Source organism: Marinobacter sediminum, assembly GCF_016820575.1.
GTDB lineage: Bacteria > Pseudomonadota > Gammaproteobacteria > Pseudomonadales > Oleiphilaceae > Marinobacter > Marinobacter sediminum.
Genome location: NZ_JAEMQH010000001.1, coordinates 1,432,359 through 1,458,709 on the forward strand (window position 1 = coordinate 1,432,359; position 26,351 = coordinate 1,458,709).

At 58.7% G+C, this 26,351-nt stretch carries 29 protein-coding genes; 15 read left to right on the forward strand and 14 right to left on the reverse strand.

Features of this window, described 5'->3' with window-relative positions; genetic code table 11:
* Positions 1 to 35 precede the first annotated feature (35 nt).
* From FGO67_RS06415 to FGO67_RS06430, 4 genes are all read left to right on the forward strand, one after another.
* Entirely contained in the window at positions 36 to 731 is a 696-nt protein-coding gene (locus FGO67_RS06415) for a VWA domain-containing protein (RefSeq protein ID WP_203299829.1), read from the forward strand.
* Between the two features lie 43 nt (positions 732 to 774).
* Positions 775 to 1,497, forward strand: coding sequence for a J domain-containing protein (locus tag FGO67_RS06420; protein WP_203299830.1), 723 nt, complete (start codon positions 775 to 777; stop codon positions 1,495 to 1,497).
* Positions 1,498 to 1,613: 116 nt separating this feature from the next.
* Positions 1,614 to 2,723 (forward strand): multiheme c-type cytochrome, encoded by a 1,110-nt coding sequence (locus tag FGO67_RS06425; RefSeq protein WP_203299831.1) that lies wholly within the window; start codon positions 1,614 to 1,616, stop codon positions 2,721 to 2,723.
* Positions 2,704 to 3,576, forward strand: coding sequence for a Na(+)-translocating NADH-quinone reductase subunit C (locus FGO67_RS06430; RefSeq protein ID WP_203299832.1), 873 nt, complete (start codon positions 2,704 to 2,706; stop codon positions 3,574 to 3,576). The genes FGO67_RS06425 and FGO67_RS06430 overlap by 20 nt, the downstream gene beginning before the upstream one ends.
* An 18-nt stretch (positions 3,577 to 3,594) precedes the next feature.
* Here the strand turns inward: FGO67_RS06430 and FGO67_RS06435 are convergent, their stop codons facing one another.
* Positions 3,595 to 4,662 (reverse strand): alpha/beta hydrolase, encoded by a 1,068-nt coding sequence (locus FGO67_RS06435; RefSeq protein ID WP_238942185.1) that lies wholly within the window; start codon positions 4,660 to 4,662, stop codon positions 3,595 to 3,597.
* 124 nt (positions 4,663 to 4,786) lie between these two features.
* Between FGO67_RS06435 and FGO67_RS06440 the strand changes: the two genes are divergently transcribed.
* Together FGO67_RS06440 and FGO67_RS06445 are read left to right on the forward strand one after the other, a co-directional pair.
* Positions 4,787 to 5,575, forward strand: a complete 789-nt coding sequence (locus FGO67_RS06440; protein ID WP_203299834.1) for an SDR family oxidoreductase — start codon at positions 4,787 to 4,789, stop codon at positions 5,573 to 5,575.
* A 104-nt stretch (positions 5,576 to 5,679) separates the two neighbouring features.
* Positions 5,680 to 6,312, forward strand: coding sequence for a DUF1294 domain-containing protein (locus FGO67_RS06445; RefSeq protein ID WP_203299835.1), 633 nt, complete (start codon positions 5,680 to 5,682; stop codon positions 6,310 to 6,312).
* 30 nt (positions 6,313 to 6,342) lie between these two features.
* Here FGO67_RS06445 and FGO67_RS06450 read toward each other — a convergent pair whose 3' ends face one another.
* The gene (locus FGO67_RS06450; RefSeq protein ID WP_041339497.1) at positions 6,343 to 6,771 is read right to left on the reverse strand and encodes a VOC family protein; all 429 of its coding nucleotides are present in this window, start codon (positions 6,769 to 6,771) and stop codon (positions 6,343 to 6,345) included.
* Positions 6,772 to 6,806: 35 nt separating this feature from the next.
* A complete protein-coding gene (locus FGO67_RS06455) occupies positions 6,807 to 7,250 on the reverse strand; it encodes a YtoQ family protein (protein ID WP_203299836.1) in 444 nt (147 codons plus the stop codon).
* 243 nt (positions 7,251 to 7,493) lie between these two features.
* Here FGO67_RS06455 and FGO67_RS06460 point away from each other — a divergent pair, with 243 nt between their 5' ends.
* Positions 7,494 to 8,489 (forward strand): NADP-dependent oxidoreductase, encoded by a 996-nt coding sequence (locus FGO67_RS06460; protein ID WP_203299837.1) that lies wholly within the window; start codon positions 7,494 to 7,496, stop codon positions 8,487 to 8,489.
* Between the two features lie 38 nt (positions 8,490 to 8,527).
* Here FGO67_RS06460 and tenA read toward each other — a convergent pair whose 3' ends face one another.
* The 5 genes from tenA to FGO67_RS06485 all read right to left on the reverse strand — a co-directional run bounded on the left by tenA (position 8,528) and on the right by FGO67_RS06485 (position 13,556).
* On the reverse strand, positions 8,528 to 9,196 hold the full coding sequence (gene tenA / locus FGO67_RS06465; protein ID WP_203299838.1) for a thiaminase II: 669 nt from the start codon (positions 9,194 to 9,196) through the stop codon (positions 8,528 to 8,530).
* Between the two features lie 30 nt (positions 9,197 to 9,226).
* Positions 9,227 to 9,439, reverse strand: coding sequence for a hypothetical protein (locus FGO67_RS06470; RefSeq protein ID WP_041339505.1), 213 nt, complete (start codon positions 9,437 to 9,439; stop codon positions 9,227 to 9,229).
* A gap of 77 nt (positions 9,440 to 9,516) precedes the next feature.
* Positions 9,517 to 11,412, reverse strand: a complete 1,896-nt coding sequence (locus FGO67_RS06475) for a PHA/PHB synthase family protein (RefSeq protein ID WP_203299839.1) — start codon at positions 11,410 to 11,412, stop codon at positions 9,517 to 9,519.
* 24 nt (positions 11,413 to 11,436) lie between these two features.
* Positions 11,437 to 12,180, reverse strand: a complete 744-nt coding sequence (gene fabG / locus FGO67_RS06480) for a 3-oxoacyl-[acyl-carrier-protein] reductase (RefSeq protein ID WP_203299840.1) — start codon at positions 12,178 to 12,180, stop codon at positions 11,437 to 11,439.
* A gap of 158 nt (positions 12,181 to 12,338) precedes the next feature.
* Positions 12,339 to 13,556 carry a polyhydroxyalkanoate depolymerase gene (locus FGO67_RS06485; protein ID WP_203299841.1) on the reverse strand — a complete coding sequence of 406 codons (1,218 nt, stop codon included), beginning with the start codon at positions 13,554 to 13,556 and terminating at the stop codon, positions 12,339 to 12,341.
* A gap of 165 nt (positions 13,557 to 13,721) precedes the next feature.
* Here FGO67_RS06485 and FGO67_RS06490 point away from each other — a divergent pair, with 165 nt between their 5' ends.
* The gene (locus FGO67_RS06490) at positions 13,722 to 14,156 is read left to right on the forward strand and encodes an SRPBCC family protein (RefSeq protein ID WP_203299842.1); all 435 of its coding nucleotides are present in this window, start codon (positions 13,722 to 13,724) and stop codon (positions 14,154 to 14,156) included.
* A gap of 29 nt (positions 14,157 to 14,185) precedes the next feature.
* On the opposite strand, the gene FGO67_RS06495 is transcribed toward FGO67_RS06490, so the two are convergent.
* Positions 14,186 to 14,638 (reverse strand): MgtC/SapB family protein, encoded by a 453-nt coding sequence (locus FGO67_RS06495; RefSeq protein ID WP_203299843.1) that lies wholly within the window; start codon positions 14,636 to 14,638, stop codon positions 14,186 to 14,188.
* Positions 14,639 to 14,793: 155 nt separating this feature from the next.
* Here FGO67_RS06495 and FGO67_RS06500 point away from each other — a divergent pair, with 155 nt between their 5' ends.
* The 3 genes from FGO67_RS06500 (at position 14,794) to FGO67_RS06510 (ending at position 17,150) form a co-directional block, all read left to right on the forward strand.
* Positions 14,794 to 15,321: a Crp/Fnr family transcriptional regulator gene (locus FGO67_RS06500; protein ID WP_203299844.1), complete on the forward strand. Its 528-nt coding sequence runs from the start codon at positions 14,794 to 14,796 to the stop codon at positions 15,319 to 15,321.
* Between the two features lie 93 nt (positions 15,322 to 15,414).
* Positions 15,415 to 16,677: an MFS transporter gene (locus FGO67_RS06505; RefSeq protein ID WP_203299845.1), complete on the forward strand. Its 1,263-nt coding sequence runs from the start codon at positions 15,415 to 15,417 to the stop codon at positions 16,675 to 16,677.
* 17 nt (positions 16,678 to 16,694) lie between these two features.
* Positions 16,695 to 17,150 (forward strand): DUF4112 domain-containing protein, encoded by a 456-nt coding sequence (locus FGO67_RS06510; protein ID WP_203299846.1) that lies wholly within the window; start codon positions 16,695 to 16,697, stop codon positions 17,148 to 17,150.
* A gap of 14 nt (positions 17,151 to 17,164) precedes the next feature.
* Here FGO67_RS06510 and FGO67_RS06515 read toward each other — a convergent pair whose 3' ends face one another.
* Complete coding sequence (locus tag FGO67_RS06515) at positions 17,165 to 17,902, reverse strand: maleate cis-trans isomerase family protein (RefSeq protein ID WP_203299847.1); 738 nt, start codon at positions 17,900 to 17,902, stop codon at positions 17,165 to 17,167.
* Between the two features lie 201 nt (positions 17,903 to 18,103).
* On the opposite strand from FGO67_RS06515, the gene FGO67_RS06520 reads away from it, so the two are divergent.
* Positions 18,104 to 20,014 (forward strand): alpha/beta fold hydrolase, encoded by a 1,911-nt coding sequence (locus FGO67_RS06520; protein WP_203299848.1) that lies wholly within the window; start codon positions 18,104 to 18,106, stop codon positions 20,012 to 20,014.
* A gap of 36 nt (positions 20,015 to 20,050) precedes the next feature.
* On the opposite strand, the gene FGO67_RS06525 is transcribed toward FGO67_RS06520, so the two are convergent.
* Entirely contained in the window at positions 20,051 to 20,614 is a 564-nt protein-coding gene (locus tag FGO67_RS06525) for a nucleoside 2-deoxyribosyltransferase (protein ID WP_203299849.1), read from the reverse strand.
* 158 nt (positions 20,615 to 20,772) lie between these two features.
* Here FGO67_RS06525 and FGO67_RS06530 point away from each other — a divergent pair, with 158 nt between their 5' ends.
* From FGO67_RS06530 to FGO67_RS06540, 3 genes are all read left to right on the forward strand, one after another.
* On the forward strand, positions 20,773 to 21,933 hold the full coding sequence (locus tag FGO67_RS06530; protein ID WP_203299850.1) for a sterol desaturase family protein: 1,161 nt from the start codon (positions 20,773 to 20,775) through the stop codon (positions 21,931 to 21,933).
* A gap of 91 nt (positions 21,934 to 22,024) precedes the next feature.
* The gene (locus tag FGO67_RS06535; protein ID WP_203299851.1) at positions 22,025 to 22,465 is read left to right on the forward strand and encodes a universal stress protein; all 441 of its coding nucleotides are present in this window, start codon (positions 22,025 to 22,027) and stop codon (positions 22,463 to 22,465) included.
* A gap of 42 nt (positions 22,466 to 22,507) precedes the next feature.
* The gene (locus tag FGO67_RS06540; RefSeq protein WP_203299852.1) at positions 22,508 to 23,071 is read left to right on the forward strand and encodes a hypothetical protein; all 564 of its coding nucleotides are present in this window, start codon (positions 22,508 to 22,510) and stop codon (positions 23,069 to 23,071) included.
* Positions 23,072 to 23,090: 19 nt separating this feature from the next.
* Here FGO67_RS06540 and FGO67_RS06545 read toward each other — a convergent pair whose 3' ends face one another.
* From FGO67_RS06545 to FGO67_RS06555, 3 genes are read right to left on the reverse strand one after another with little or no spacing between them, the layout of a single operon-like run.
* The gene (locus FGO67_RS06545; protein WP_203299853.1) at positions 23,091 to 24,149 is read right to left on the reverse strand and encodes an ABC transporter substrate-binding protein; all 1,059 of its coding nucleotides are present in this window, start codon (positions 24,147 to 24,149) and stop codon (positions 23,091 to 23,093) included.
* A 1-nt stretch (position 24,150) separates the two neighbouring features.
* Positions 24,151 to 25,551 (reverse strand): sensor histidine kinase N-terminal domain-containing protein, encoded by a 1,401-nt coding sequence (locus FGO67_RS06550; RefSeq protein WP_203299854.1) that lies wholly within the window; start codon positions 25,549 to 25,551, stop codon positions 24,151 to 24,153.
* A complete protein-coding gene (locus FGO67_RS06555; RefSeq protein WP_203299855.1) occupies positions 25,548 to 26,216 on the reverse strand; it encodes a response regulator transcription factor in 669 nt (222 codons plus the stop codon). Before FGO67_RS06555 ends, FGO67_RS06550 begins: the two co-directional genes overlap by 4 nt.
* Positions 26,217 to 26,351 lie beyond the last annotated feature (135 nt).

The window sequence follows — 26,351 nt, forward strand, 5'->3', positions numbered from 1 at the left end:
ATAACGCAGTCAGCCCGAGCGGTGGTCAAGCGCCTATGTCCGATAAAGAACTTCGCACCAAATCTGATAAACAGTCTATCGAACAGTTTATCCATCAGGTCCAGAAACTGCCCAAGGGCGGCGGTGTTAAGGGCCGGCTGATCTTCGCTCTGGACGCCACAGCGAGCCGCGAGGCGACCTGGGACGAGGCCTGCCATTTGCAGAGTGAGCTGTTCCTGGCCACCAAAGATCTCGGTGGCCTGGCCATTCAGCTGTGTTACTACCGCGGCTTTCGGGAGTTCAAGGCGACCGGTTTTGTCACTGAAACGGGCCAACTGCTGAGCCTGATGAATGGTGTGTCTTGCCTGGGTGGCCGCACCCAGATCAGCCGGGTGCTGGCCCACGCCGTGAGCGAAACCCGCACCCAGCCTGTGAAAGCCGTGGTGTTCATCGGCGATTGCTGCGAGGAACCGGTGGACGAGCTCTGCCATACCGCCGGTGAACTGGGCATGCTGCGCACCCCGGTGTTCATGTTCCATGAGGGCGACGATGCCCATGCCCGGGCGGTGTTCCAGCAGGTGAGCAAGCTTTCGGGTGGCGCCTATGCGCCCTTTGATCGCAACAGTCCGCAAGTGTTGAAGGATCTTATGGCTGCGGTTGCGGTCTATGCGTCCGGGGGAGCCAAGGCCTTGGAGGATTTTTCCAACCATAGCTCTCCGGAAGTGAAGCGCCTGACCAAGCAACTCAGATAAGGTAGATCGCGACAATGGTGGGCCGATTAGCCCGGAGTTCCGAGTGCAGATAACGCTAATTTTTCTCGTGATGTCGTTGTTTGCGGCGTTGTGGCTGCGCAGCCTGCCGCGGAAACAGCGGGGGCCGGCGGCCATCAGATTGTCGTTAATCGTGGGTACTGTCATTGTGGTTGTGCTGGCGGTGACTGGCCGTTTGCACTTCGTATTCGCCTTGCTGGCGTTCCTGTATCCGCTGCTGCGCCGGGTGCTGCCGTCTCTCCTGACGGGAGGTCTGACCGGCGGCGGTGCCAAGGCCAAACCAGGTAACCAGTCCCATGTTGCCAGCGAAGTCCTCGAAATGAGCCTGGACCATGACTCCGGAACCATGGACGGCACGATACTGACGGGGCCCATGGCCGGCCGGACACTGTCGGACTTGGGCGAGAGTGAGTTCCTTGAGCTGTTACGCTACTGCCGGGCTCAGGATGAGGACTCGGCCCGGTTGCTGGAAACCTACCTGGATCGGCGCTTTGGCGACTCCTGGCGCGCGGATGATGAGGCTGGCTCTAACACTGGAGGCTCTGGCGAGAGCAGCAGCGGTAGCAGTGCCAGTGGCCCGCTGACCGAGAGCGAAGCCTTGGACATTCTGGGCCTGGAACCCGGTGCCAGCCGAGAAGACATTATTCAGGCGCACCGCCGGATGATGCAGAAAGTGCACCCGGATCATGGTGGTAGCAACTACCTGGCCGCTCGTATCAACGAGGCGAAGGAGTGCCTGCTGGGCTGACGATAGCTTTGCGTTGAATGCACGTGTCGATAGACACAGATCAACTTCGGCACCTCAGATCTGTACTAACCTCGGAGGTATCTGTTTGCTACCTCGTCAACTGACAGGAGGTTGGTATGAGGGGTTATTTTGTGGAGTTCGGCTTCATCATCGCTTCATGGCTGGTGTGTGGCAGCACGGTTGCGATTGCCCAAAACTATTCCGGGTCCGAAAGCTGCCAAGGCTGCCACCAGGAAATCTACGAGCAGTACCAGAAATCCGGCCATCCCTATAAGATTCAAGCCGTGAAGGGCGCACCGCCCTCATACCCTCCCGGCACCTCGCCTGGCGTTCCGCACCCTCCACTTGATGAAGACTGGAAGACCATCAGTTACGTGATCGGTGGCTTTGGTTGGAAGGCCCGCTTCATGGATCAGGAGGGTTACATTCTTACCGGTGCAAACCGTCAGTACAATCTGCCGAATTCGAACCTGGGCACGGATGCTCACTGGGTGGCTTATGAGGGCAGCGAGCTATCCCGAAAACCCTACACCTGCGGCGATTGCCACACCACCGGGTGGGTAGCCACGGGTGCCGATGGGCCGCATCAGGATGGGTTGCCAGGTATTCACGGAACCTGGGTGGGGCCCGGGGTTACCTGCGAAGCCTGTCATGGGGCCAGCGCCGCTCATGTTGCCAGCCCAAAAGAGTTCAAGCCGACCACGGAGGAGAACTGCGGATCCTGTCATTCGCGAGGTGACCCCCATCAGATCGACGCAAAGGGAGGGCTTATCCGGCATCATGAGCAGTATGAGGATTTGCTGGCTTCTCCTCACAAGGCCCTTGCCTGTGGCACCTGTCATGATCCGCATAAGAGCACGGTCTATCAGGCTGGCGGTTATCTGGGCGATGACAAGACCTGCAAGAGCTGCCATCAGAACGTTGAAATCAAACTAGCTGCCAAAGCGGACGTGGCCTGCCAGACTTGCCACATGCCTCATGCCGTGAAATCTGCGACCTCGACCACCGTGACTTTTGCCGATGGCAGCGTACCGAAAGGAGATCTTCGGACCCACATCCATCGCATCAGCACGGATCCCAACTGGAAGATGTTTACCGATGACGGCAACTTTGTACGCGTGGACGACGAAGGAAAGGCCTACCTGACTCTGGATCATGCGTGCCTGACCTGTCATGTCAATAAAGACAGGAAGTGGGCGCAAACCCATGCAGAAAAAGTCCATTGAGTCTTCTGAAGAGCGGGACGCCGACAGCGAACAGGCGAAGGGGCAGGGCCTGTTCGGCGCGTTTCGTGCGCTGCCCAAAGACAGCGTGCCCAAAGCTCTTCTGTTAGCCCTTATCATCAGCGTAGTTGGCGGCTACCTGGTTACCAGTTCAACGGTGCTGCTGAAACCAAAGTACGTCGCGAACCAGGAGCGGGAGCGGAAGGAGTATCTGCTTGAAATCGTGAAGCGCCAGCCCGGTATGCAAGGGCTATTTGAAACGGTCGAGGCGGAGCAGGTAAAAGCTCAAGTGATTGATCTGGAGACGGGGCAACCTTTGCCGGCGATTGACCCTCAAACGTTTGATCAGCGGAGGGCGGCAAAAGACCCCGACCAAAGCATCGAAATCCCCTCAAGCCGGGACTTTGCGAACATTAAAAGGCGGGAAAAGTTCGCCAAGGTCTATCAGGTAGAAACCGGCAGCGAGCTCAAAATGATCATCCTGCCGGTCTACGGCAAGGGTTTTACCTCCACCCTCTATGGTTACCTTGGTCTGGCGGCCGATACCAATACCGTCATTGCTTTGAATTTTTACGAACAAGCTGAGACGCCGGGGCTTGGCGCCCGCGTCGGAGACTCGCAGTGGCTCCAGCAATGGCAGGGCAAGAAGATCCGCGATCCGGTCGGCAATCTTCGCATTGGTGTTGCCAGAGGGAGCGTGCTGGCTTCAAGCCCAGCCTCGAGCTACGAAGTGGATGGAATCTCCGGTGCCACCTGGACCAGCCGCAGCGTCACCAATCTGCTGCGGTTCTGGTTGGGCGAGGATGGCTTTGGCCCTTACCTTAGCCGGCTCCAATCTCCGGAAGGGGAGTCCTAGCGCCTGGCTCGTCAGGGGTCAGGCATGAATGCTTTCCACCCGCCTCAGAAATGCCCCGATATCCTCGAACGCCTCTTCCGCTTCTGGCAACAACGGCGTGAACAGGTGCCATACATGCACCATGTCTGGCCAGGTTTTCAGTTCCACCGGCGAACCGGCAGCCCGCGCTTTCTCCACGTAGCGCTTGGCGTTCTCCAGCAGCAGTTCCGATTCGCTGACGTGGATCAGCGTCGGCGGCAGCCCGTGTAATCGTCCGCGGAGGGGCGATGCCATCGGGCTGGTGGGCAGTACCCGCATGCCCAGCACGGTTCCCCACCACAGCAGAGGCATGGGTATCCGGGCCATTTTTTTCACGGTCGGCCCCAGCATGACATCGGATTCCAGGTTGGCGCGGCTGCCCAATGAGGTCAGCATCAGTTCGGTGGACGGTGACAAGGCGATCGCGGCGGTCGGAGGTTGCAGCGCCTGATCCCGTATCCAGGCGATCAGGCCCAGAGTGTGGCTGCCACCGGCGGAGTCGCCGGCAATCACCAGGAAATCGGCTGAACCCTTACCATCCGGGCCGTTGTCCAGTAGCCAGCGATAGGCCCGCTGGCAATCGATGATACCGTCCAGGTAGCGATTTTCCGGCATCAGCCGGTAATCGATGGCGAATACGCAGGCCTGGGTTAGCCGCGACAACCGGTCGGTAATGGCGCGATGGCTTTTGGGGCTGCCGGCGATCCAGGAGCCACCGTGAATGTAGAGGATACGCCGCTCGGGTTTTGCTCCGGGCGCGATAACCCACTCGCCTCTGGGGGAGCCACTGGCCGGTGAACGGATGTCCGAGGCCAGTTCCAGGCCATCGCTCATGCTATCCATGTACGTCCGCAACGCTTTGACTCGGGCAAGCCCATGCAGACCGTCAGCGGCCGCATGCATGCCTTGGACTATTTCCAGAACCTTTTGGCGAGCGTCATCGTGTTGTTGGGGAGGCGGTGCCTCAGTTTTATCCCGTGTGCTTCGCTTCCGGCGAATGAAAAACACCACGGCAGCGATCAGCGCGACCATGAACAGGCCAAACCACATCATTGCGAACCAGGCCATTCCGAATATCATAGTCAGTCCTTAAGCGGCGGCGTCCCGGAAATGGGCTACATTGCCATACTAATCCAGTTGCTCAGTATCTCATCAATGCAAAACTCAGCAACGACACATACAAGGAGTTGCCATGCCCTCTCAAACCGTCTGGATTACCGGAGCCTCCTCCGGCATTGGTGAAGCCCTCGCCCTGCGCTATGCCGTGGACGGGGCCAGCCTGGTGCTCTCGGCCCGACGCAAGGATGAACTGGAGCGGGTCGCCGGTCTGTGCCGGGATGCCGGGCTTCCAGCCGATCAGGTGCTGGTGCTGCCCCTGGACGTGACTAATTGGGAATCTCTGCCCGGTGCGGTGCAGAGCGTGCTGGATACCTTCGGCTCCATCGATCTGCTGGTGAACAACGCCGGTGTCTCCCAGCGCTCCCTGTGCCAAGACACCGACATGGCGGTATACCAGAAGCTGATGGATGTGGATGTGATGGGCCAGATCGCGCTGACCAAGGCGGTGCTGCCCCACATGCAGGAGCGCGGTGCAGGGCACCTGGCGGTGACGGCCAGTGTGGCTGGCAAAGTCGGCGTATCTGAGCGGACCGGTTATTGCGCAGCCAAGCACGCGGTGATGGGCTTTTTCGATGCCCTGCGGGCGGAAGTGGAAGGCCAGGGCATTGATGTGTCCACCATTGTGCCGGGCTTCATTCGCACCGACATATCCCGAAATGCCTTGGCTGGCGATGGCTCGACATTTGGCAAACTGGACGACAACATCGCCGGGGGTATGGATGTCACCGAGTGCGCCGAGGTGGTTTTCAAAGGCCTCAGCGCGAAAAAGCGGGAAATCCCGGTGGGCAAGGGCAAGGAAATGGCCGCGCTCTGGATCAAACGGCTGTCGCCTGAGGTACTGTTTCGTCTCACCAAGGCGTGAGCCTAGTGCGATCGCGCCTATGCGGTGCTTGCGCAATTCGCCTCAAGTTCGTTATATAACTCGACTCGATTGCGGCCTTCGTTTTTCAGTAGAGGTTTAAGGCATTGAATCATATAGGATTGCTTACCGCTTGGAGCGACGATAAGGGCTTCGGGTTCATAACTCCGACTATCGGTGGCGAGCGCGTTTTTGCCCATATCAGCGCCTATGCCGGGCGTGGCCGGCCATCGGCAAACCGGGAGGTGAGGTACTCGCTCACGGAGGATTCTCAGGGCCGAATACGGGCCGGGCAGTTTCAGTACACCGGTATTGGGAAGCTCGGCGCGAGTGTCGCGCCGGGCTTCTGGCTGGCTCTGCTGGTGGCTGTCGGCGTGATTGGTGGGCTCAGCAGCGCGTATGAGTTCGGTTATGTGCCCGTGATCGTACCGGCGGCTTATGCGGCAATGAGTCTGCTCGCATTCATCATGTATGCGCTCGACAAAGCGGCTGCCGTGAAAGGCAGACGGCGGGTGCCGGAGAATCGCCTGCACTTGTTCGAATTGCTCGGTGGCTGGCCCGGAGCCTTGATCGGCCAGCAGCTTTTTCGGCACAAAACCCGTAAGAGGACGTTTCAGCTCGGCTTCTGGCTGTGTGTCCTCCTGAACGTTGGCGCGCTTGGCTGGCTCCTGCTTTGCCCGGAGGCGGCGCTTGTTCGAGATACGCTCGGAATCAATCCTTTGGAGTTGGGTTGGTGGTGACATCCCTGTCTGCCAACCCGCCCATGAGCCCTAGTCTTTGGCGAACAGCTGGCCCATGTCCTTGAAGGCTTTGAACTCAAGCGCATTGCCGCAGGGATCGAACAGGAACATGGTCGCCTGTTCGCCCACCTGTCCCTGAAACCGCACATAGGGCTCGATCACGAACTCCGTGCCCCTGGCCTTCAAACGCTCGGCCAGCGCCTCCCACTTGTCCCAGTCCAGCACCACACCAAAATGCGGAACCGGCACATCGTGCCCGTCTACCGAGTTGCTGTGGGCATTCTCTTGGGAGGCAGTTTTCGGATGTTCGTGAATAACCAGCTGGTGGCCGTAGAAGTTGAAGTCTACCCAATGGTCGCTGGAGCGGCCCTCTTCAAGGCCAAACACCTCGCCGTAAAAGGTCCGGGCGGCAGCCAGGTCGTACACAGGAATTGCCAGATGGAACGGTGACAGGCTCATGGATAACTCCTTCAGACCTTGTTGTTTAGACCCAGTTACTTGGCGCTGGTAACGTACTTCAGCACTTCAACCACTTGCTCAGGTGTTTGCGTCCAGGCCATGGCCGCAGCGTCTACTTCCTTGAGCGGGTGGATGATGTCGTCGTTGTGCAGGGTGACATAGGGCGTGCCCATGGCCGCGCAGTAGCCGGCATCAAAGGCGGCGTTCCACTGTTTGTACTTGTCGCCAAAACGGATTACTGCCAGGTCGCATTGCTCCAGCATGGTCTTGGTGCGAATGCTGTTCACCTTGGACGACTGGTGGTCGCGCCAGAAGGGCACGTCTGGCTTACCCAGCACATCGCCGGCGGCGTCGCTGGCTTCGTGGTTGGTAACCGGTGCGGTGAATTCCACCGGCAGCCCGGCAGCTTCTGCACCGGCCTGAATTTGCTCGCGCCAGTCGGTGTGGATTTCGCCGGAAAGATAAACGGTCCAGATCATGGAGGTTTCCTCAGTTGGTGTCGGAAAGGGTCGGTCTACGACCATGGAAAAGCGGAGCCCTATCATACGTGAGCCGAAGACCGGATGCCCATGTCTGGCTTTAACCCCCTGGCCAATGCTAATCAAAAGGTGCCTGCGGCCGCGAACGCTTTAAGTCGCGCCGTGAGCCGTCCATAGTAGGGGTGTAAGCGATCCTATAAATCGCCAACAATCACCACCTTTCACTACAGGAGACATGTGCCGATGAGTACCTACAAAGCGATTAATCTGGTGAAGAGGCCTGCGGGGAGCATCGGGCCGGAGCTTTTCGAAGTTGTGGAGAAGACCGTCCCGGAACCGTCCGACGGCGAGATTCTGGTCCGGCAGACCTACATGTCCCTGGACCCGGCCATGATGGGCTGGATGAGCGAAGACACCGACAGCTATATCCCGCGCGTAGAACTGGGCGATGTAATGCGCTCGTCGGGCATTGGTGAAGTGGTCGCCTCCCGTCATCCGGATTTTGCCGAGGGTGATCAGGTTATCGGGATGTTTGGCTGGCAGGAAATGGCCCTGATGGATGGCGCGGGCGTGAACAAAGTGGATAAGAACCTGCCCCCGGAAATGGCGCTGTCGGTGTTTGCCCTGCCGGGCCTGACCGCCACTCAGGGGCTCTACGGTTACGGCCATCCCAAGAAGGGTGAGACGCTGGTTGTGTCCGGTGCGGCCGGTTCTGTTGGTTCAATCGTGGGCCAGCTGGCCAAAGCCGATGGCCTGCGGGTGATTGGTGTGGTCGGCAGTGACGAGAAGGCCGACTGGATCGTCAACGAGCTTGGTTTTGACGGCGCGGTGAACTACAAGACCGACGATCTGGGTGCGAAACTGGACGAATTGGCGCCGCAAGGAGTCGACGTTTACTTCGAGAACACCGGTGGCCCGATTCAGGACTATGTGTTCGAGCGGATGAATGCGCACGGCCGTGTGGTGGTGTGTGGCATGATCGCCGACTACACCTCAGCCACTCCGCGCCCCGGTCCGAACTGGATGCGCATCATCAAGAAGCGCCTGTCGATTCAGGGCTTCACCATGCCCGATCACCGGGACAAGACCAAAGAGCTGCACGCCAAGCTCACGCCCTATGTTCAGAACGGACAGATCAAGTACCGGACTCACGTTCTGGAAGGTCTGGAATCGGCCATGAGTGGCTTGTCGCTGTTCCTGACCGGCGACAACAAGGGCAAGCTGATGGTGAAGTTCTGACCTGACGAAAGCTCGAGCAGGGGGTGCTCGCCCCCTGTTCAGTCGCTCTGATTGAGCCCCATCTCCCAGAAATCGATCTCAAGCCGGGTGGCGTCGCTGAAAATCCGGGTGAGTTGTTGGAACCGGGTGTCGGAGACATCGGCCAGCCGCTCGTCCAGCCAGCGGACTTCCGCCTGCATGGCGTCCTGAAATTCCTCGCTTTCGTACATGGCAATCCAGGCATCGTAGGGATTGTTGTCGCCCCGAACGGTGCTGGCCCGGCTGTTTAGCCAGTTGGCGATTTCGCCATAGCCGACCATGCAAGGCGATAGCGCGACGTGCAGATCCAGCAGATCGCCCCGATTGCCGGTGTCGAGCACATAACGTGTGTAGGCAAGGGTGGCGCGGGCTTCCGGCAGATTGGCGAGTTCCTCCTCTGAAATCCCCCACTCTTTGCAGTAGCTGACGTGCAAGTCCAGCTCCGTATCCAAAATCGCCTGTAGCCCTGCGTTGGCCTGTCTGAGATCGGTCAGCGTCGGGCTTTTGTAGGCGGCCAGGGCATAGGCCCGGGCGAACTGGATCAGGAACAGGTAGTCCTGCTTGAGGTAATGCTGGAATGCCTCCGGGGCCAGTGAGCCATCGCCCAGCTGCTTTACAAAACTGTGTTCGATGTAGTCGCGCCATTCGGCCTGGCAGGTCTTTTTGAGGTCGTCAAACTGGTACGGCATTGGGGCTCCCGAATAGAGGGCTGACTGATGTCAGTAGCAGGAATTGGGTGACGAGTCCGGATTGATGTCGCCGGCCACTTCCTCGGGATCGATGCCGTGGCTGATCAGGACTTCCCGCACAAAGTTAACCTGGGCGAGGATCCGGTCGGCATCGTCGCCGTACTCAAACCGGTTGATCTCCACCGGTTGGGGCATGAAGGTGAAGGCGGTTTTCAGCGCAGTGAGGGTGTCTTCGTCGGCCATTTAGAATACTCCTTGCCATGCGGTTTGTGTGGCTGCATGGAAGGAGTATACCCAAGCCTGTGGCCTGAATCAGGGGGTCAATGGGTGACTTTGGTCTCGGCCGCTGCCCGTTTGCGCGGTGCCGCTGTTTTGCGGGCGGAGGCTCGGCGCTGCTGCCTGACTGGTGTTGGCGGCGCTGGCTCGTTCCTTACATAAGCTCCGGGGGCCGGCTCAATCACCGGCAACTCGCCATCCTCGACGGTGCGGGCGGGCACTTTGCCACCACCAAACTGTTCCGCCCAGGCAACCCAATCCGGCCACCAGGAGCCTTCGCTCTGCTTGGCGCCCCTCAGCCATACTTCGGGATCCGGATCATTATCTTCATTAAGGCGGAAGCCGTACTTTTTCCGTTCTGGCGGATTGATGATGCCCGCAATGTGTCCGGAACCGCCGAGCACAAACCTCACTGGGCCTCCCAGATTGCGTGAACCCTTGTAACAGGAGGTCCACGGGGCGATGTGGTCCTCAATGGCCGAGGCAAAGTAGGTTGGGATTTTCACCTTGCCCAGGTCAATCGGGGTGCCCGCCAGTTCAATAGCACCAGGTTCCCGCAGCCGGTTGTTCTGGTACATGTTGCGCAGGTAAAAACTGTGCATGGCCGCCGGCATTCGGGTGGCGTCGGCGTTCCAGTACAGCAGGTCAAACGGTGCGCTATCTCGCCCCATGAGATAGTTGTTAACGAAGAAGGACCAGATCAGGCTGTTGGCCCGCAGCATATTGAAGGCAGTAGCCATTGAGGCGCCATCGAGATAGCCCTGCTTGTTCATGACCTTCTCGAGTTTGTTGATGGCGTCTTCATCAATGAACACCTCCAGATCGCCCACGTCTGAAAAGTCCATCAGGCAGTTCAGGAAGGTGGCGCTTTTGACCCGGTCGTCGCCGCGGGCGGCCATCCAGGCCAGGGTGCAGCCGAGTAGGGTGCCGCCGATGCAATAGCCAACCGTATTCAGCTCACGCTCGCCCGTAGTTTCTTCAATGGCGTTCATGGCGGCAATGGGGCCTTCAAGCATGTAGTCTTCAAAGCTTTTGTGGGCCAATTCCGGCCCGGGGTTCACCCAGGACACCACGAACACCGTGTGGCCTTGTTCTACCCAATAGCGGATGAAGGATTTTTTCTCGCCCAGATCGAGGATGTAGTACTTGTTGATCCACGGCGGGATCACCAGCAGCGGCCGGCGGTGCACGGTGTCGGTGGTGGGCTTGTACTGAATGAGCTGCATCAGCTCGTTCTGGAAAATTACATCGCCCGGCGTATTGGCCAGGTTCTCTCCCACCGTAAAGGCGTCCGGGTCGGACATACGGAAGGGCATGGGGCCTGAGCCCTCATCCAGATCTCGCAGCAGGTTGGCCAGGCCTCGCAACAGGTTTCTACCTCGTGTGCGAATGGTTGCCTGAAGCACCTCCGGGTTGCTCAGGATGAAGTTGGTTGGGGCCAGGGCGTCGGTCATTTGGCCGGTGAAGAACTTCAGTTTGCGCCGGGTGTGGTCGTCCATGCCGCGGACATCATCAAGGGTGTCCATGATCCAGCGATTGGACAACAGGTAGGCCTGTTTGATGACGTTGAACGCCATAACCTCATCCCAGGCCTGGTCGCGGAAGCGTCCGTCGCCCGGTTCCGGCTCCACCACCGCCAGTGGTTTGTTGCTTATGCTGCTGGCCAGCAGTCCCGACCAGAATTCGGTGGAGTCCTTGATCAGTCGCAGCTGGGCAAAAAGCAGCGTGTCGGGCTGGGTGGCCAGCCGGCCGGTGAGGGACAAAAAGGGTTTGGCCATGCTTTTAACGCTGGCCGGGTTGGGCTCGCCACCACGCAATCGCCGCAGGATCGAGCGTTTTAGCAGGCGGCCACCGTGCTTGCCGGCCCGAACGAGGGACCGGCTGACAACGTTGGGTTCGAACTCTGACGGCGATGGTGTCTTTATTGGTTTATCTGCCATGATTCCGTTCTTAACCTCACTTTGTTACATGTACACGCCGCCGTTCACATTGATCTGCTGGCCGGTGATGTAGTCCCCTTCCGCTGCCAGGAAAACCACCGCACGGGCGATTTCCTCGGGTTTGCCGAAACGCCCCATGGGCACTCGCGAAATGATATGTTGGCGAATGTTCTCGGGCACCTGGGCCAGCATTTCGGTTTCGGTGAAGCCCGGGGCAATGGCGTTAACGGTGATGTTGTACTTGGCCATTTCCAGCGCCAGGGTTTTGGTGAACGCGATGATGCCGCCTTTACTGGCAGCGTAGTTGGCCTGACCGAAGTTGCCGGCCTGGCCGACGAAGGAGGTGATGTTGATGATGCGGCCGTACTCCTGGTCCATCATGATTTTCAGGACTTCAGAGCAGGTGGCGTAGACACTCCCGAGGTTGGTATCGAGGACGTCGTTCCAGTCCTCGTCGGTGAGCTTTTTCATGGACTTGTCTTTGGTGATACCTGCGTTGTTCACCAGGATGTCGATGCGCCCCCATTTTTCATGAACCTGGCGTATCAGGCTCCGTGCGGCTGGCATCTGCGAAAGGTCGGCCTGGAAGGCAAGGGAACGGACGCCATTGGCTTCGATTTCCTTGACGACCTCATCGGCCTCGGACTGACGTGAACGGTAGTTGATGGCGACGTCGGCGCCGCGCTGGGCTAATTGAAGTGCAATGTGCCGACCGATGCCACGAGAGGCACCGGTGACGATGGCAACCTTGCCTTTGAGGTCTTGCATGAAGCGCTCCTTGCGATCTTCTTGTTGGCTGGCTTGAGTAGTTTTTGAACATTCAAAAACCCTAGTTTCAAGCTAGCAGAGGGCCCATGAGGCCACAAGAAATCAGCGCAAGGAGCGCGCTAAAGCGAGAGTGCCGAAGAAAGAGCTAAGGGGCGCACTCAGGCGCTGCGAATGAAGCCCTTCAACTTAGGCGCAATTTCTTCGCGCCAGCGACTGCCATTGAATACCCCATAATGGCCGGCACCCGGCTGCAAGTGATGCACACGGCGGGAATCCGGCACGTTGACACACAGATCATGGGCGGCCCGGGTTTGTCCGGGGCTGGAAATGTCGTCTTTCTCACCTTCGATGGTCATCAGGGCTGTGTCGCGGATGGCGGCCGGGTTCACCAGGCGGCCACGGTGTTTGAAGCAGCCTCGGGCCAGGTGAAATTCCTGGAAGACGCGCTCGATGGTGTCCAGGTAGTAGGTTGCCGGCAGATCCATCACCGCCAGGTACTCGTCGTAGAACTCGCGGTGGCGATCGACCTTTTCGGACTCGTCATCGCGGATGGATCGGTACAGCCCGCGATAGGCATCCACGTGGCGATCGAAGTTCATGTTCACAAACCCGGTCAGTTGCAGGAACCCGGGATAAACCTGACGCATCACGCCGGGGTAGGGCGCGGGCACCGGGTGTACCAGGTTGCGCTTGAACCAGGCCAGGTTGTGTTCGGTGGCCAGTTTGCAGGGTGCGGTGGGATCAACACGGCCGTCGATCGGACCGCTCATTAACGCTAGCGAGCGTGGTGCCGACGGGTGGTTGTCCTCGGCCATGATGGCGGTGGCGGCAAGTACCGGCACCACTGGCTGGCAGACCGCCAGTACGTGGGTGTCCGGCCCCAGGTGATCAATGAAATCAATCACGTAATCGATGTAGTCATCGAGGCCAAAATCGCCCGCCGACAACGGGACCTTACAGGCATCGCGCCAGTCGGTAATGTATACGTCGTGATCGGGCAGCATCGCTTCCACGGTGCCGCGCAGCAGCGAGGCGAAGTGCCCGGACAGCGGCGCAACGATCAGCAGTTTCGGGTCATCGGGCCGCTCCACCTTGCGCTCGAAGTGCTTCAGCTGCGCAAACGATTTGCGTTTGACGATGGCTTCACTGACCTCGACGTGCTGACCATCGCAGATAGTGGAGGGCAAATCGAACGCGGGCTTGGGGTAGCGGCGGGTGAGGTCGTTGAACACCTCGTAGGCCGAGGCAACGCTGCGGGCGCCGGGAAGCCGGGAAAAGGGGCTAAGCCGGTGTTGCAGCAAGGTACTCTGGGTAGCACTCATCATGCGCATCGGAATTAACGCTGCGCGGCTCATTTCGTGGGCAAAGTACATCATGGTCCTGTCCTGCTTGAGTTCTGGATTGCGGTATCTTCGAGCCGATCCCTTGTCTCATGCACCACCTGACGATCTATTCCCGGATACTACCCGAGTTATTCACGTTACCATACTTTGGTTGTAGGGCCTTTGGTAAGCTTTCAAACATTTTTGTAAGGACTCTTTATGTTTCGTATTCGCGTTGAGCGCACGTTGGCCAAGGACATTGATGCGGTCTTTGAGGCTATTTCCGACCATGCACGCTACGAGCGGTTTCCCGGCGTTGATAAGTCAGTGCTGGTTGAAGAGGGGGCAGAGGAGAAAAACGGCGCTGGCGCACTGCGGATTATTGGCGCGGGCCCACTGGAGCTGTACGAGCGCATTACGCAGTTCGAGCGGCCGACGCTGATGCACTACCGAATTGAGAAGTCGAGCCCGTTTTCGGTACAGCACGATAAGGGCGAGATCCTGTTACAGCCGGAGGGCGAGAGTACCAGGGTAACCTGGATATCCGAGGGCCGGGTGCAGGTTCCGGTGCTGGGCCGGGTGTTGGATCGGTTTGCCGAGCGCACGTTTATCAAAGCGTTCAATTCCTTGCTGAAGGCGGTTGAGCGGCTTTAAATGAGCCTGCTCAACCGACGCCCGGTGCGTTAATCTTCAATTACTTCGCGCTCGAACCGGCCAAGCACGGTCACGATGATGAGTGCCAGCAACGTCACCATGCCTGCCAGGGCGAGGGTGCCGATGCCGCAAGCTACGCCGATGGCCCCTGAAATCCAGATGGAAGCGCCGGTGGTGATGCCCTGAACATTGCCTCGGCTCTGGATAATACAGCCGGCGCCAAGAAAACCGATGCCACCGATGATGCCTTCCACGATGCGGGTGGGGTCGATACGGGCGGACGGGTCGCCCTCAGCGGTAGCAAGCAGGATATGCATGCCCATGATGATGAATGCGGCAGCGCCCAGCGATACCAGCATGTGAGAGCGCAGGCCCGCCGGTTTACCCCGCAGTTCTCGCTCTAGCCCCAGCAACAGGGCTAAACCTGCCGCCGCCAGGAGCCGGATGGCCATCTCCATAAACGGAATTTCGCTCTCAAACACTGCTTACCTCCTGTTTCCTTGTAATGGTGTCCATATGGCCGCGACATCCGCTGACCTGGGACCATGAGCTAGTTGAGGAGAGTAGCACCTTCAAGCCGCATGACGGGATTCCGCGCTATAATTAAAGGGTAATAACCCGGTCAGGTGGCAATCCCATGCGCGAGAATGACGCCCTCGACTATTGGCACGGCCAGGGCCCCGACTATTTCCGTGAGCTTCCCACTTTCGGTGCATTACCGGACGAAGCTGTTTTGCGCATGCTCCAGAAAGGCCGCGTGATCAGCCTTGAGGCCGGCGAGCGCCTGTATTCCAAGGGTGAGAGCAGCGAAGCGTTCTACATCGTTCTCAGTGGCAGGATGAACTCCTGGATGCCAAGGCGGGACGGCGGCTGGACTCTGGCCCGTTGCCATGAGCCCGGCGACGATATGGGCTTTGTACCGATGATTGCGCTGGTTGATCGGCCCGCCAACACCCAGGCCGAAGTGAATTCGGTCATCCTGGAAATCAGTTGCGGCCAGTTCCTGGACTTGCAGCAAAAAGAGCCGGAGGTTTTTGGCCTGATGTTGCTGAATCTGGTCCGGGGTATGGCCAGAACCGTCATTACCATGGTATCGATAATGGCAGAGCAGGATACCCAACTGCACAAGGTGTATGCCAAGGCGCCTAAGCCCAGGCAAAAGTGACCTGATTCCCTGATCAATATGGGGGTGGTTGCGTGCCGACATTGTCATGTTACGCTGACCGAACCCGATGTCAGAGCTGTCGGAGAGGTCATTTTGATGTCCATATCGAGCACAAAATTTGCTCTCTTTGGCGCTGCACTTATAGCGATCAGTTATGGCCTGGCGCGTTTTGCTTTTGGCCTGTTTGTACCTCAAATCCGCGCTGACCTGGCGCTGTCACCCGATTTGATCGGTATCATCGGTGCGTTGCCGTTGATCAGCTTCGTGCTGTCGACTCTGGTTGCCCCTCTGGCTGCTGTTCGCCTCGGTGCCCGCAATACGGTGGTGTTATCCGCCGCTTTCGGTGCCGTGGGGCTGGCTCTGATCAGTCGGGCGAGTGGCGCTGTATCGTTGGGGATTGGTGTTTTTGCTTGTGGCATTTGTACCGGCTTGATGATGCCGGCGCTAACCGCAGCTATGCAGGCGCTTGTCGATCGCTCGGTACATGGCCGCGTCAGTTCGGTGATGAATGCGGGTACCAGTATTGGTGTTGCCGTAGCCGTACCGGCTGTCCTTTTTTTAGCCGGTATCTGGCGTTTCGCGTACATGGCCTTCGCCATTCTGGCCGTTCTGGGGATCGTTGCGGCCTGGTATGTGATTCCTTCAGTGTCTCGGGTGACACCCGCTAATGCGGCGCCACCGGCGCCGATCACTCGTCTGCAGTGGCGGCGGCTGTTCAGGCTCTCTCTGTTTGCATTCGCTATGGGCTTTGTCTCCTCCGCGTATTGGATCTTTGCACCGGATCTGGTGGTTACCTTCGGTGAGTTACCCTCGAGCGCGCCCGGGTGGCTCTGGCTGGCGGTGGGTGTCGCCGGACTTGGCGGCGCTGTGGTGGCGGATCTCGCTGACCGTAACAACCCGCCAATTACGCAAGCGCTGATGTTGATGATGCTGGCGGTAAGCCTGGCATTGCTGGCGGCCAGTCCCGACCAACTGGTGCTGGCGACCTTCTCTGCGTTGGTATTTGGCGTGGCTTACATGAGCCTGACGGGGCTTTACCTGATGACCGGGATCAGGCTGTTGCCGGGGCGGTTGTCGGTTGGACCTGTGTTACCTTTCTTGGCTGTTTCCCTCGGCCAGGCTGCCGGCTCTCCCGTTGTTGGCGCGTTGGTAAATAATCTCGGCTATAGTGACGCGTTCGCTATCTTCTGCGCCATTGGGACTCTGGTAGCACTTCTGTCGCCCCTTTATCCAGGCTACATTGAAGAGGAGTGCGGGGAGGTTGCGGAAGAGGAGACCGGCCTGCAAGCCGCATACGACTACCAGCTTCAGGACGAAGAGGGCGAACCTTATAGCTATAACCAATCGGCCGATTGATGTTAAAAGGAACCACCATGACGAAGCCAACTGAAGCCAGGCAGCGGGCTATCCTTGAGCGATTGGACAAGTTCAGCCGCTTCACCGACAGCAGCATTGGCATTCCCTTTACCAAGTTCCAGATTGGCGCTGATGCCGTCATCGGCTTGTTGCCAGTAGTGGGTGACATGGCCGGTTTGGTATTGTCTGGGTACGTGCTGGTCGAGGCGCAACGGGCCGGCGCGAGCAAGGACGTGAAGTTGCGGATGCTGCGTAATATGGGCATCGATTTCCTCGGGGGCCTGTTGCCCGTGGTAGGCGACGCCTTTGATGCCATCTTCAAGGCCAATACTCGCAACACCCGATTGCTGAGAAACTATCTGGAAGAACAGCTGGCGGTGGAGCCGCCTGCGCCGCCGTTCCCCTGGATGACTCTGATCTGGCTGTCGGTTCTGTTTGCGATCGTCACCGGCGGTTTGTCGCTGGTCCTCTGATCGCTTTTCTCCCGTTACTCAACCACTTCAAATAGCTTGCCCAGCCCGGTTTGGGGCTTCAGTTTTCCGCACAAGCGCAGGGCCTCCCAAAAGCTGACCTGATTGGCGGTCAGCACCGGTTTACCAATGGCCTTCTCCAATTCCGTCAGCCAGGCGGCGGAATGCAGCGCGGTGTCTGGAATGAGTAAGGCATCTGCATTCTCGCGTGTGTTGGCGATGGCGAAATCAATCACATCTTCCCGGCCCAAGGTGCCCACCTCGGCGGCAGTGACAATGCCCCGGCTGGACAGATGAACGACGTCGATGTCGAAATGATTCAGGAACTGACGGAACCTCTGCGCCACATCCTCGGGGTAGGTCGCTGCAATGGCCACGGTTTTGGCATCGATCGCTTTTACCGCGCGGGCAAACGCCATGGCCGTGGTGGAGGCTGGAACACCGAGGAGTTTCTCCAGGGTGTCGATCTGCAGGCGAATGCCGTCCAGGCCAAGCACGAAACTGGCACTGGTGGAGGTCCATAGCACCGACTCAATTCCGGAGCCTGCAAGCGCCTCAGCCCCGGCGGTTAGTCTCCCGACACTGCCCATTTCACTGAGCGCTTCCACGGTGTGGGCATCTTTCAGGAACTTTGTGTGAACAAGATGAACCTCGGCGTGGGGCTCAATCATGGAGCCCATCCGTGGGTAGTCATCCTCGGCGGCGTGGCCGGGGTAGAGGAAACCGAGTCTGGCTGGCGGTGGTTTGTAGGTCATATGGAGTTTTGACCTCGTCTTTTGCTGTCAGATGATGGCGGTAAGCCTAGTTCACCTGAACTTTGCGTGCTCATGGCACGCTTTGAGATGTTTGATTAGATACTGTCATTTCGGGCCGAAGTCGGAGTCGAGCGGAACATAACCGGGTCTCCCTGCGTTGTTCGTTGTTAATTCGTACGAGAACAACAAGGACAACCAAAAATGCCCGATACCAACCGTTCTAAAATTCGTTACAGCCATCTTATCCCCGCCTTTTTTGCCTTGGCCGTCGTCGGCTGTGGCGAGTCGTCCTCGGAAGATGAGTCGCCTGCACAAGCCGGCGGCCCCCCGGAACAAGCCTGTGAGAACCCCGGGAACGGGACGCCTCCTCAGTGTGAAGTCCCGCCGCCTGTGTCTTGCACTGAAGAGACCCCCGTTGAAGGCGGCAGAAGTTATCCAGTCACGCTGACGTCGGCCAGCGGTGAAACCATTGCCTTCCAAGTACTCGAGCCGATGGGTGCGATTGATTGCACACAGGGCCACCCTTTGGTGCTGCACGGTCATGGTTTTGGAGGATCGAGGACGACAGAAGGCTTTGAGAACTACCGCGAAGCAGGCTTTGCGGTGATCTCAATCGATCAGCGTGGCTTTGGCGAGAGCACCGGAACGGTTCGGGTGATGGACCCGGAATTCGAGGGGCAAGACCTGATTCAGATTCTCGATTGGGCGGAAGCCAATCTGGACTATCTGCGGTACCAGGAGGAGCCGGATCTCCCGGATGCGCTAAACCCCAACCTTGTGGCGGGCGCGATCGGTGGCAGTTATGGCGGTGGCTACCAGATTTTGCTGCACGGCCAGGATCCCGGTCAGCGGCTCGATGCCCTGGTGCCGGATATTACCTGGTACGACCTGCGTTACAGCCTCAATCCCGGTAACGTCATCAAAACCGGATGGGATCTTGTGCTGGTGGCGGGCGGTGAAGCCGGCTCAACTGGCAATGGTAACGACGGGCTGGACCCGATTATCCGCGAGATTCTTGCCCAGGGTGCGACACTGAACCGTTTCCCCGAGGCTGGTCTCGATTTCTTCTACTACCACAGCCCGGCATATCGCTGTTCAGGAGAGCCGGTTTTGGTATCAGAAAATTCAGGTTTGCTGACCTACCAGATGAATCCGCCGGCGTACGATGTTCCGCCCGCGCCCTATGCCGAAGTGGATGTGCTGCTGACCCAGGGCATGAAAGATACGCTGTTCAACTTCAACGATGCCTGGCGCAACTTCGAGTGCCTGAAAGCCAGTGGCGGCGACGTCCGATTGCTTACCCACCAAACCGGTCACATCCTGCCCGTTGAAGCACCGGATGAGCTTCAACCCGGAGAGTATGTGGACCCAACCGCAGGTCTGTTGGAGCTGCCAGGTTTCCAAGGGGCGGCGGGACCGTTTGCCTGTGGCGATATCTCAATTTCCGACGCTACCCTGAACTGGCTGGAGCATCACTTGCAGGGCAAACCTTTAGCTGACTATTTCGAAGGCACTGACTCCAATGTTTGTCTGTCTCTAGCCAATGGTGAGTCCATCAGCGTGCCCATGGATGCGTTTCCGGCCCCCGATCTCAATGGCGGTGTGCTCGAGGGCGCTAACGTGGTTGAGCGGAAGGTAGCCACTGAAACTCCGGTCGCCTCCGGGTATGAGGCTGCAGCAACCGCTACACAACCACCGGCAGCATTGGTTCTTGGGCAAGCGGGTGCGGGCGGGCTGACTTTGGGCGGCATTCCAACCGCGAGGCTTACGGTGTCTGATCTGGCGGGGCGCTCAACCTGTGGCCTGGGGCTAGACCCACAAACCGCTGGGTGTGATCCGATCGTGTTTGTCGGCCTGGGCATGCGCGCAGCAGGAGAGAGTCGGTGGCAGCTGATCGATGATCAGATCAAGCCGGTGCGTGGCCTCAAAGATCAGGCGGTTATTGAGCTGGTCGGCGTGGCGGAGGCATTGGCGCCCGGTGATGAGCTCGCGCTGCTGGTTTACGGCTTTCATCCACAGTTCCCCGCAAGCTGGTCTCGGGATGCGTTGGTGCCGTTTGTAAATGTTGAGGGCGCGGTGCAGCTGCCAATTTTGGAAGGCGTGTTGGAATAACGTCTGACTTGCTGATTTAACGGAGCGTTGCCTGAGCTATTTCTTCTGAGAGCTCAGGCAACGCGCCAACGCGCTCACGCAGTCACTGAAGACTTTACTGGAAAAGTGGCTGTGATCCCCCGGACCCTTTGCAATGAAGAGGCGCCCGCCGGATTCGGTGATGCCGCAGTCAATCATCAGGTTGTCGCTGAGCTCGAAGTTTTCAATGCTGTGGCCGAGTTCGTCCCGCTTGCCTGAACCGGCGCGCTCGCGATAGCTCTGGCTGTCCATGGTAAAACCGAACGCGGGTTTGCCCTGGCCAATCATGTAGCCCACTTCGAAAACCGTACCTGGGTCCGCACTGATGCCCCGGAATGGCGTCAGGTTGGCGATGATGGCATCGCAGCGGTCCATCAACTGGCGGTTTGTCCGGTAGATCCGCAGGCCTTGATCCTGCTTCGATTCGTGCTCGGGGAACTCCAGGTCCGTATCCAGTGGGTCGACACCCTCAAATCCATGCTCTCGCAGTAGGCGCTTTTTCTCGGCCACGATGGCCCGGTGCTCCTGTTCCGGAAAAAAGACTTCTGGGCCTGCGAGGTAGATGCGGTGTGGGGATGTCATGGGTGCTCCTTGGCAGTCTATCTTTTTAGGCCTCGATCAGTGCCGGACGGAACATATTCGAGGCTTCATGCGTTGCTCTTTGTTAGGCTCGTAATGAAATAACAAGGATAAAAGCACATGTATCATTTTAGTTTGTGCCCAGTGGTCGGGGCGACAGTATGAGCGACTACAACATCAATGGCCTGGCCATTCCGCTATTCCTCATCCTGATGCTGGTGGAGTACGGCGTGTTGCGGCTGCAGGGTCGCAGTTTGCACCGCTTTAACGACAGTGTGAACAGCCTGTCCATGGGCCTGCTGTTGCTCATTTCCGATGCCTTGCTGAAAGCCTATACCTTCGCGGTGTTTATCTGGCTGTGGCAGAACCATCGGCTGATCGATTTTCAGGTGGAGAATCCGATCACCTGGCTGGTGTTCTTCCTGGGCGTCGACTTCTGTTATTACTGGTTCCACCGCATTGCCCACCAGGTCAACATTCTGTGGGGCGCGCACGTGGGTCATCACCAGGGGGAGGAATACAACTTCACCACGGCGTTGCGCCAGAGCGCGTTCCAGTATGCTTTTTCCTGGGTGTTCTATCTGCCGCTGGCGGTGCTGGGCTGTCCGCCGGTGGTCTTCGTGGTTCAGTTTGTGGTGCTCAAAATGTACCAGTTCTGGTTGCACACCCAATCCATTAACCGCATTCCGTTAATGGAAGGGGTGATGTCTACGCCGTCGAGCCACCGCGTGCACCACGCCAAGAACCCGATTTACATTGATCGCAATTACGGTGGCACTCTGGTGATCTGGGACCGCCTGTTTGGCACCTGGCAGCCGGAGCTGGCGGACGAGCCGTGCCATTACGGGACAACCCGTCCGCTGGATACCTTGAACCCGGTTCGCGCCAACCTGCAGCACTGGTCGATGCTGGCCCGGGACACCATCAACACCGCGCGCTGGCAGGATAAGGTATCGCTATGGTTTCGGCCCACCGGCTGGCGCCCGGCGGATTGCCTGGCCATGGACGCCATTGACCCGGGCATGCAGAAAACCGGTTGCAGCGACCGGCCCAAGTACGATCCACAAACCACCCCTGGCAAAAAGCTCTACGTGGGCTGCTCCATGATGCTGACGTTTGTGGTCTGCACCGCGTTTATCTTCCTCTCGCCGCAACTACCCGGCTGGCAGGTAGCCACGGGCACGGTGTTGGTGATCGGTGGACTGGTCATTGCTGGAGATCTGCTGGAAAACCGAACCCGCTTTCAGTGGCTCGAGTGGGTGAGAGTGCCTCTTCTGGTCTGGTTCGCCGCAAGCCTTTGGAGCGCAACAGCTCTGGGCTGAAAGCCCATGTCCCCGTTGATCTGGGTCAAACCCCCAGATCCGGCGGAGGGCATAATGAGGTGACGCATTGTAACGATTAAGAGGTGTCGCCATGGACAAGGACTCTCCCTGCATTGTCGTAGCCTGTGATGGTTCGGAGCAGTCACTGAGTGCCGCCAAACTGGCCTCTGACCTGGCCGAAGCTACCGGCCAACCGCTGAAGTTGCTAACCGTCTATCCCTATGCAAAATCCTCGGTGCTGGTGGTGGCCGGCGTCGAACCTGGCAAGATCGATGCGGAGCGGGAAAAACATGGTCAGGAGGTGTTTGATGCGGCCAGGCAAGTGCTGAGCGGCCAGGTGGATCTCCGGGAAGAGATCTTGTTGAACGGCGACCCTGCCCACGAAATTATCGAGTACATGCACAATCACCCGGGTGCTCACCTGGTGCTCGGGCGCCGGGGCTTTTCTGCGGTACGCACCCTGCTGCTTGGCAGTGTCAGTGAAAAAGTGGTCCGGCACGCCACAGGGCCAGTGACTGTGGTCGGGCAATAAAGCCTTCTCTCATCAGCCAATGAACATTGAGGTAGCCTGCCTGTGAGTGCTGCTGCCAGCGTTAATGTCATCCGTCTTCGCCTCAATACCATTGCCCAGTTATTCAATTCCTTAGATCCATCTCCCTTCGTGGGGCGGGATCTGGACGCCAATGCCGAATCTTTCATCATGGAGTGGGCGGAAGAACACCCGACCGAGGGCGATTTTCGTTTGGACATTGAAGTCAGCCAATGTGACGACGTGACTGCGGCCCGTGAACGGGTCGTGCGGGCCATTCGTGCCTACTTCTCAGAGCGCGAGCAATGGGCGCGACAGGGTTTTCGCCGCCTGATGCGGGAAGGGCGGTTGAGTCTGGTGATTGGTCTGGTCTTTCTAGCGGTTTGCCTCGGCGTAAGCCGACTGCTGGAGAACCAGGCCCCAGAGACAGGCCTGGTACTACTGGTTAGCGAAAGCCTATTGATCGGTGGCTGGGTTGCGATGTGGCGGCCAATGGAGATTTTCCTATACGACTGGTGGCCCCTGCTGAGGCGAATCCGGCTGTTGCGTCGGTTGGCACTGATGGAGGTGCGGCTTCAGTTGAGTGCCGAGACCGGCCAGCCCCATTGATTCCGAATGGCAAAAACATCTACGGATTCAGGATCTGTATTTCCCGCCGCCACCGGTTCATGAACACATCGCGACGCATGGGATCCACGAATGCCAGCAGTGAGGCATCAATGGGAATTGGGTATAGGCGCTCGCCAACTTGATCCCGCAGCCGCTGCGAGGTGTAGGGGCCGACCACATCCGGCAGCACACTGAACAACGGCGTCTCGCCAGCGAGAATCTGTTGGCCGTCGGCGCTCAGCAAGAAATTCATGAATGTACGGGCGGCCTCGAGGTTGGGCGCGTCGCGATGGATAAACGCCATGCGCATCATCACCAATGAGTAGTCTTGAGGGATTTGCACAATAAGCTCAGGATGGCTGCGGGCCCACTGGATAGCGTAGGAGCCCAGCAGGTTGTAACCAACCCAATAGCGCCCATCGGTGAGCCCCTCGAGCATTTTCTGGGTGGAATTTTCAAGGCGCACGTCGGCCGCGCCCAGGGCGGCAACCAGATCCCAGAATCGAGGGGAATAGCGGGCATCCTGCTGGAACAGGGTGTAGCCGATGCCGCTGCCGGAGGGGGAATAGGTTGTGACCCGGCCACGGAGCATATCCTTATGGGTGTTCAGGATGGTGTGGAGGTCGGCATGGGTCTGGGGTGGCAGCATGTGGCGCGCCAGATCGAGCCGGTACACGGTCACGATGGGTTCGAAGGTAAATCCAAACACTTCGTTGCGCCATTTCGCCCAGCTTGGCCACTCGCGGGCGGCGCTGCTGTCCAGTGATTGGGCGAGGCCGTCATTTACCCGGGCCATCTGCCAGGGCATGGCCGAGCTGATGATCACATCGGGGGCTGGTGAGGCGGTTCGGGCCCGTTCATCCACCTCAAGGGTGGACCGGTCCTGGAATGATACCTCAATTTCCGGATGGGCCTGTTCAAATGCTGCAAGCAGTGGCGCCACCACGGGCAGATCCAAGGCGGCATCAACTTCGAGCGTGGTTTTATTCTGTGCCAATGCGGCGGATGGCAGCAGGCTCGCTGTCAAAAGCAGTGTTACCAAAGGCGCCGAAAAGTACGGCCACAACCAGCGTTTCATGTCAGGCTTCCTCGGCCAGGATTGGGAATATGATGCATACGCAAAGCCCGTGGCCCGGCTCGCTGTGAATTTCAAACGTTGCCTGATGCCGTTGCGCGATGGAGTTGACGATAGCCAGGCCTAGCCCGGAGCCCTCGGTGTCCTGGCGCCCGCCGCGCTCGAAAGGCTGGTGCAGACGGTCCAGCAACTCGGGGTTTACCCCAGGGCCGTTGTCCTGAATCCGCAGTTCCACCGTGTCTTTCTGCCTGGGCAGGCCCAGGGTGATCTCGCTGCCAGCCGGGGTATAACGCAGTGCGTTGTCGATCAGGTTGCCGATCAATTCGTGCAGAGACCAGGGCTCGCCCTGAATATAAATTGGGGCGTCGGGCAGGGCAGCCATGCCTAAATCGTGATGTTTTGCGATGTCGCGATCGGCCCACTCGGTGATCGTTTTGCGCAACAGGTCCGACAGATCGATCTGCGTCTTTGATCCGGCCTCGGCGTGGCGCAGGCGTGACAGGCTGAGAAGCTGCCCCGCTAGGCGGCTGGTGCGTGCGCTGCTGTCATGAACGGTCTGCAGCGCCTGTCGCCAGTCCTCTGGCTGATTGCTTTGCAGCGCTAGTTCACTGGTGCTTTGCAAGCCCGCAAGGGGCGTTTTTAGCTGGTGGCTGGCATCGGCGCTGAAGCGTAGTAGCGCATTGCGGCCTTCCCTCTGACGTTCGAAAAGAGCGTTCAGGGTTTCCGCCATGTCGTACAGCTCGGCTGGCACTTCCGCGTTCAGGGGGGTGACGTCATCAGCTTTGCGCTGGCGGATGAGCTGTCGTAGGCGCCGGACCGGACCCAATGCCGTTCGAATAGCCACCAGCATCAGCAGTCCGGTCAGCATAACCATGACAACAAACCGGATCAGAGCTTTGGTGAACAGATCGTGGGTCAGGGATTCCCGGCCGGAAAGGGTGTGGCCGACCCAGATCTGCAAGGGTTCCACGGATTCCCAACCAGCGGATTTCAATTGGCGGCCGTAAACCCTGATGGGTGCGCCGGCATACTGAAGGGAGCTCCAAACCGGCTCGGACTGACGTGACGCCCGGTGATGAAGTGTTTCCAAAACCGCGGTATCCAGGTTGCCCGTCACCGACTGGCCGTCGCTGTTCACAACCGTATAAAACACTCGTTCTTGTTGCTCGGTTGCGAGCATCTGAAAGGCCGCGGCGGGTATCTCCACCACTGGCTGGCCACCCTGCCACTGGACCGCTTCGCCAATGGTCAGGCTGGCCGCCTGCAGCAGGCTGTCATAAGCACGATCTGCTGCCCGCTCTGCGCTGGTATATGCCTCAATCAGCAAAAACGTGCCAAGAACGCTAAACGCTGCGAGCAGCCAGGCACCTAGTCGCTGTTTCAGCGTGCCCTTAACAACGATCACTCCGGATCATCCTCCAGACGATATCCCAGGCCACGCAGAGTGCGGATGCGCACGCCGCTGCCCTGCAAACGTTTGCGCAGTCGGCTGACATAGACTTCAAGGGCATTTGGGCCGGCCTCGCCAAAGCCGAACAGGCGGTTAATCAACTGCTCACGCGGGGCAATGCGCCCTGCGTAAAGGAGCAAACCCTCAATCAATCCCAGTTCCCGGGGCGGTAAATCCAGATGCTCACCGAACAAAGTGGCGTGGCCGGAGGCGGGATCAAAACATAGGGGGCCAAAGCTGAGATGGTTGTCTGTGCGCTGCTGGCTCCGGCGTAGCAAGGCTCGCACGCGGGCCTGGAGTTCCGGCAAGGAGAAGGGTTTGGTCAGGTAATCGTCGGCACCTAGGTCCAGCCCTTTAACCCGCTCTGCCACGCCGTCGCGGGCGGTCAGGATCATGATCGGTGTGGTATCGCGCCGCTCGCGAATTTCCGCCAGTAACGAAAGCCCACTGCCATCCGGCAGACCCAGATCCAGCACCACCAGGTCGAACTGGCTATGTGCCAGTGCAGCGCGCGCCTCCTTCAGACTGGTGAATACCTCCACAGTGTTGCCCAGTGGTGCCAGTCCCTGATGCAGAGAGTCGGCAATTAACGGGTCATCTTCAACGATCAGCAGGCGCATGGGCGGGCTTCTTGAAAGTGGCGGACAGCGATTACAAATGGCTGACAGGTTAATGACAGGTTGTGTCCATAGGATAGGTCTGGCCATCGATACGATGCGCGGCAGTGGCACGTTACAGCGCTCTGCCAAAAACAA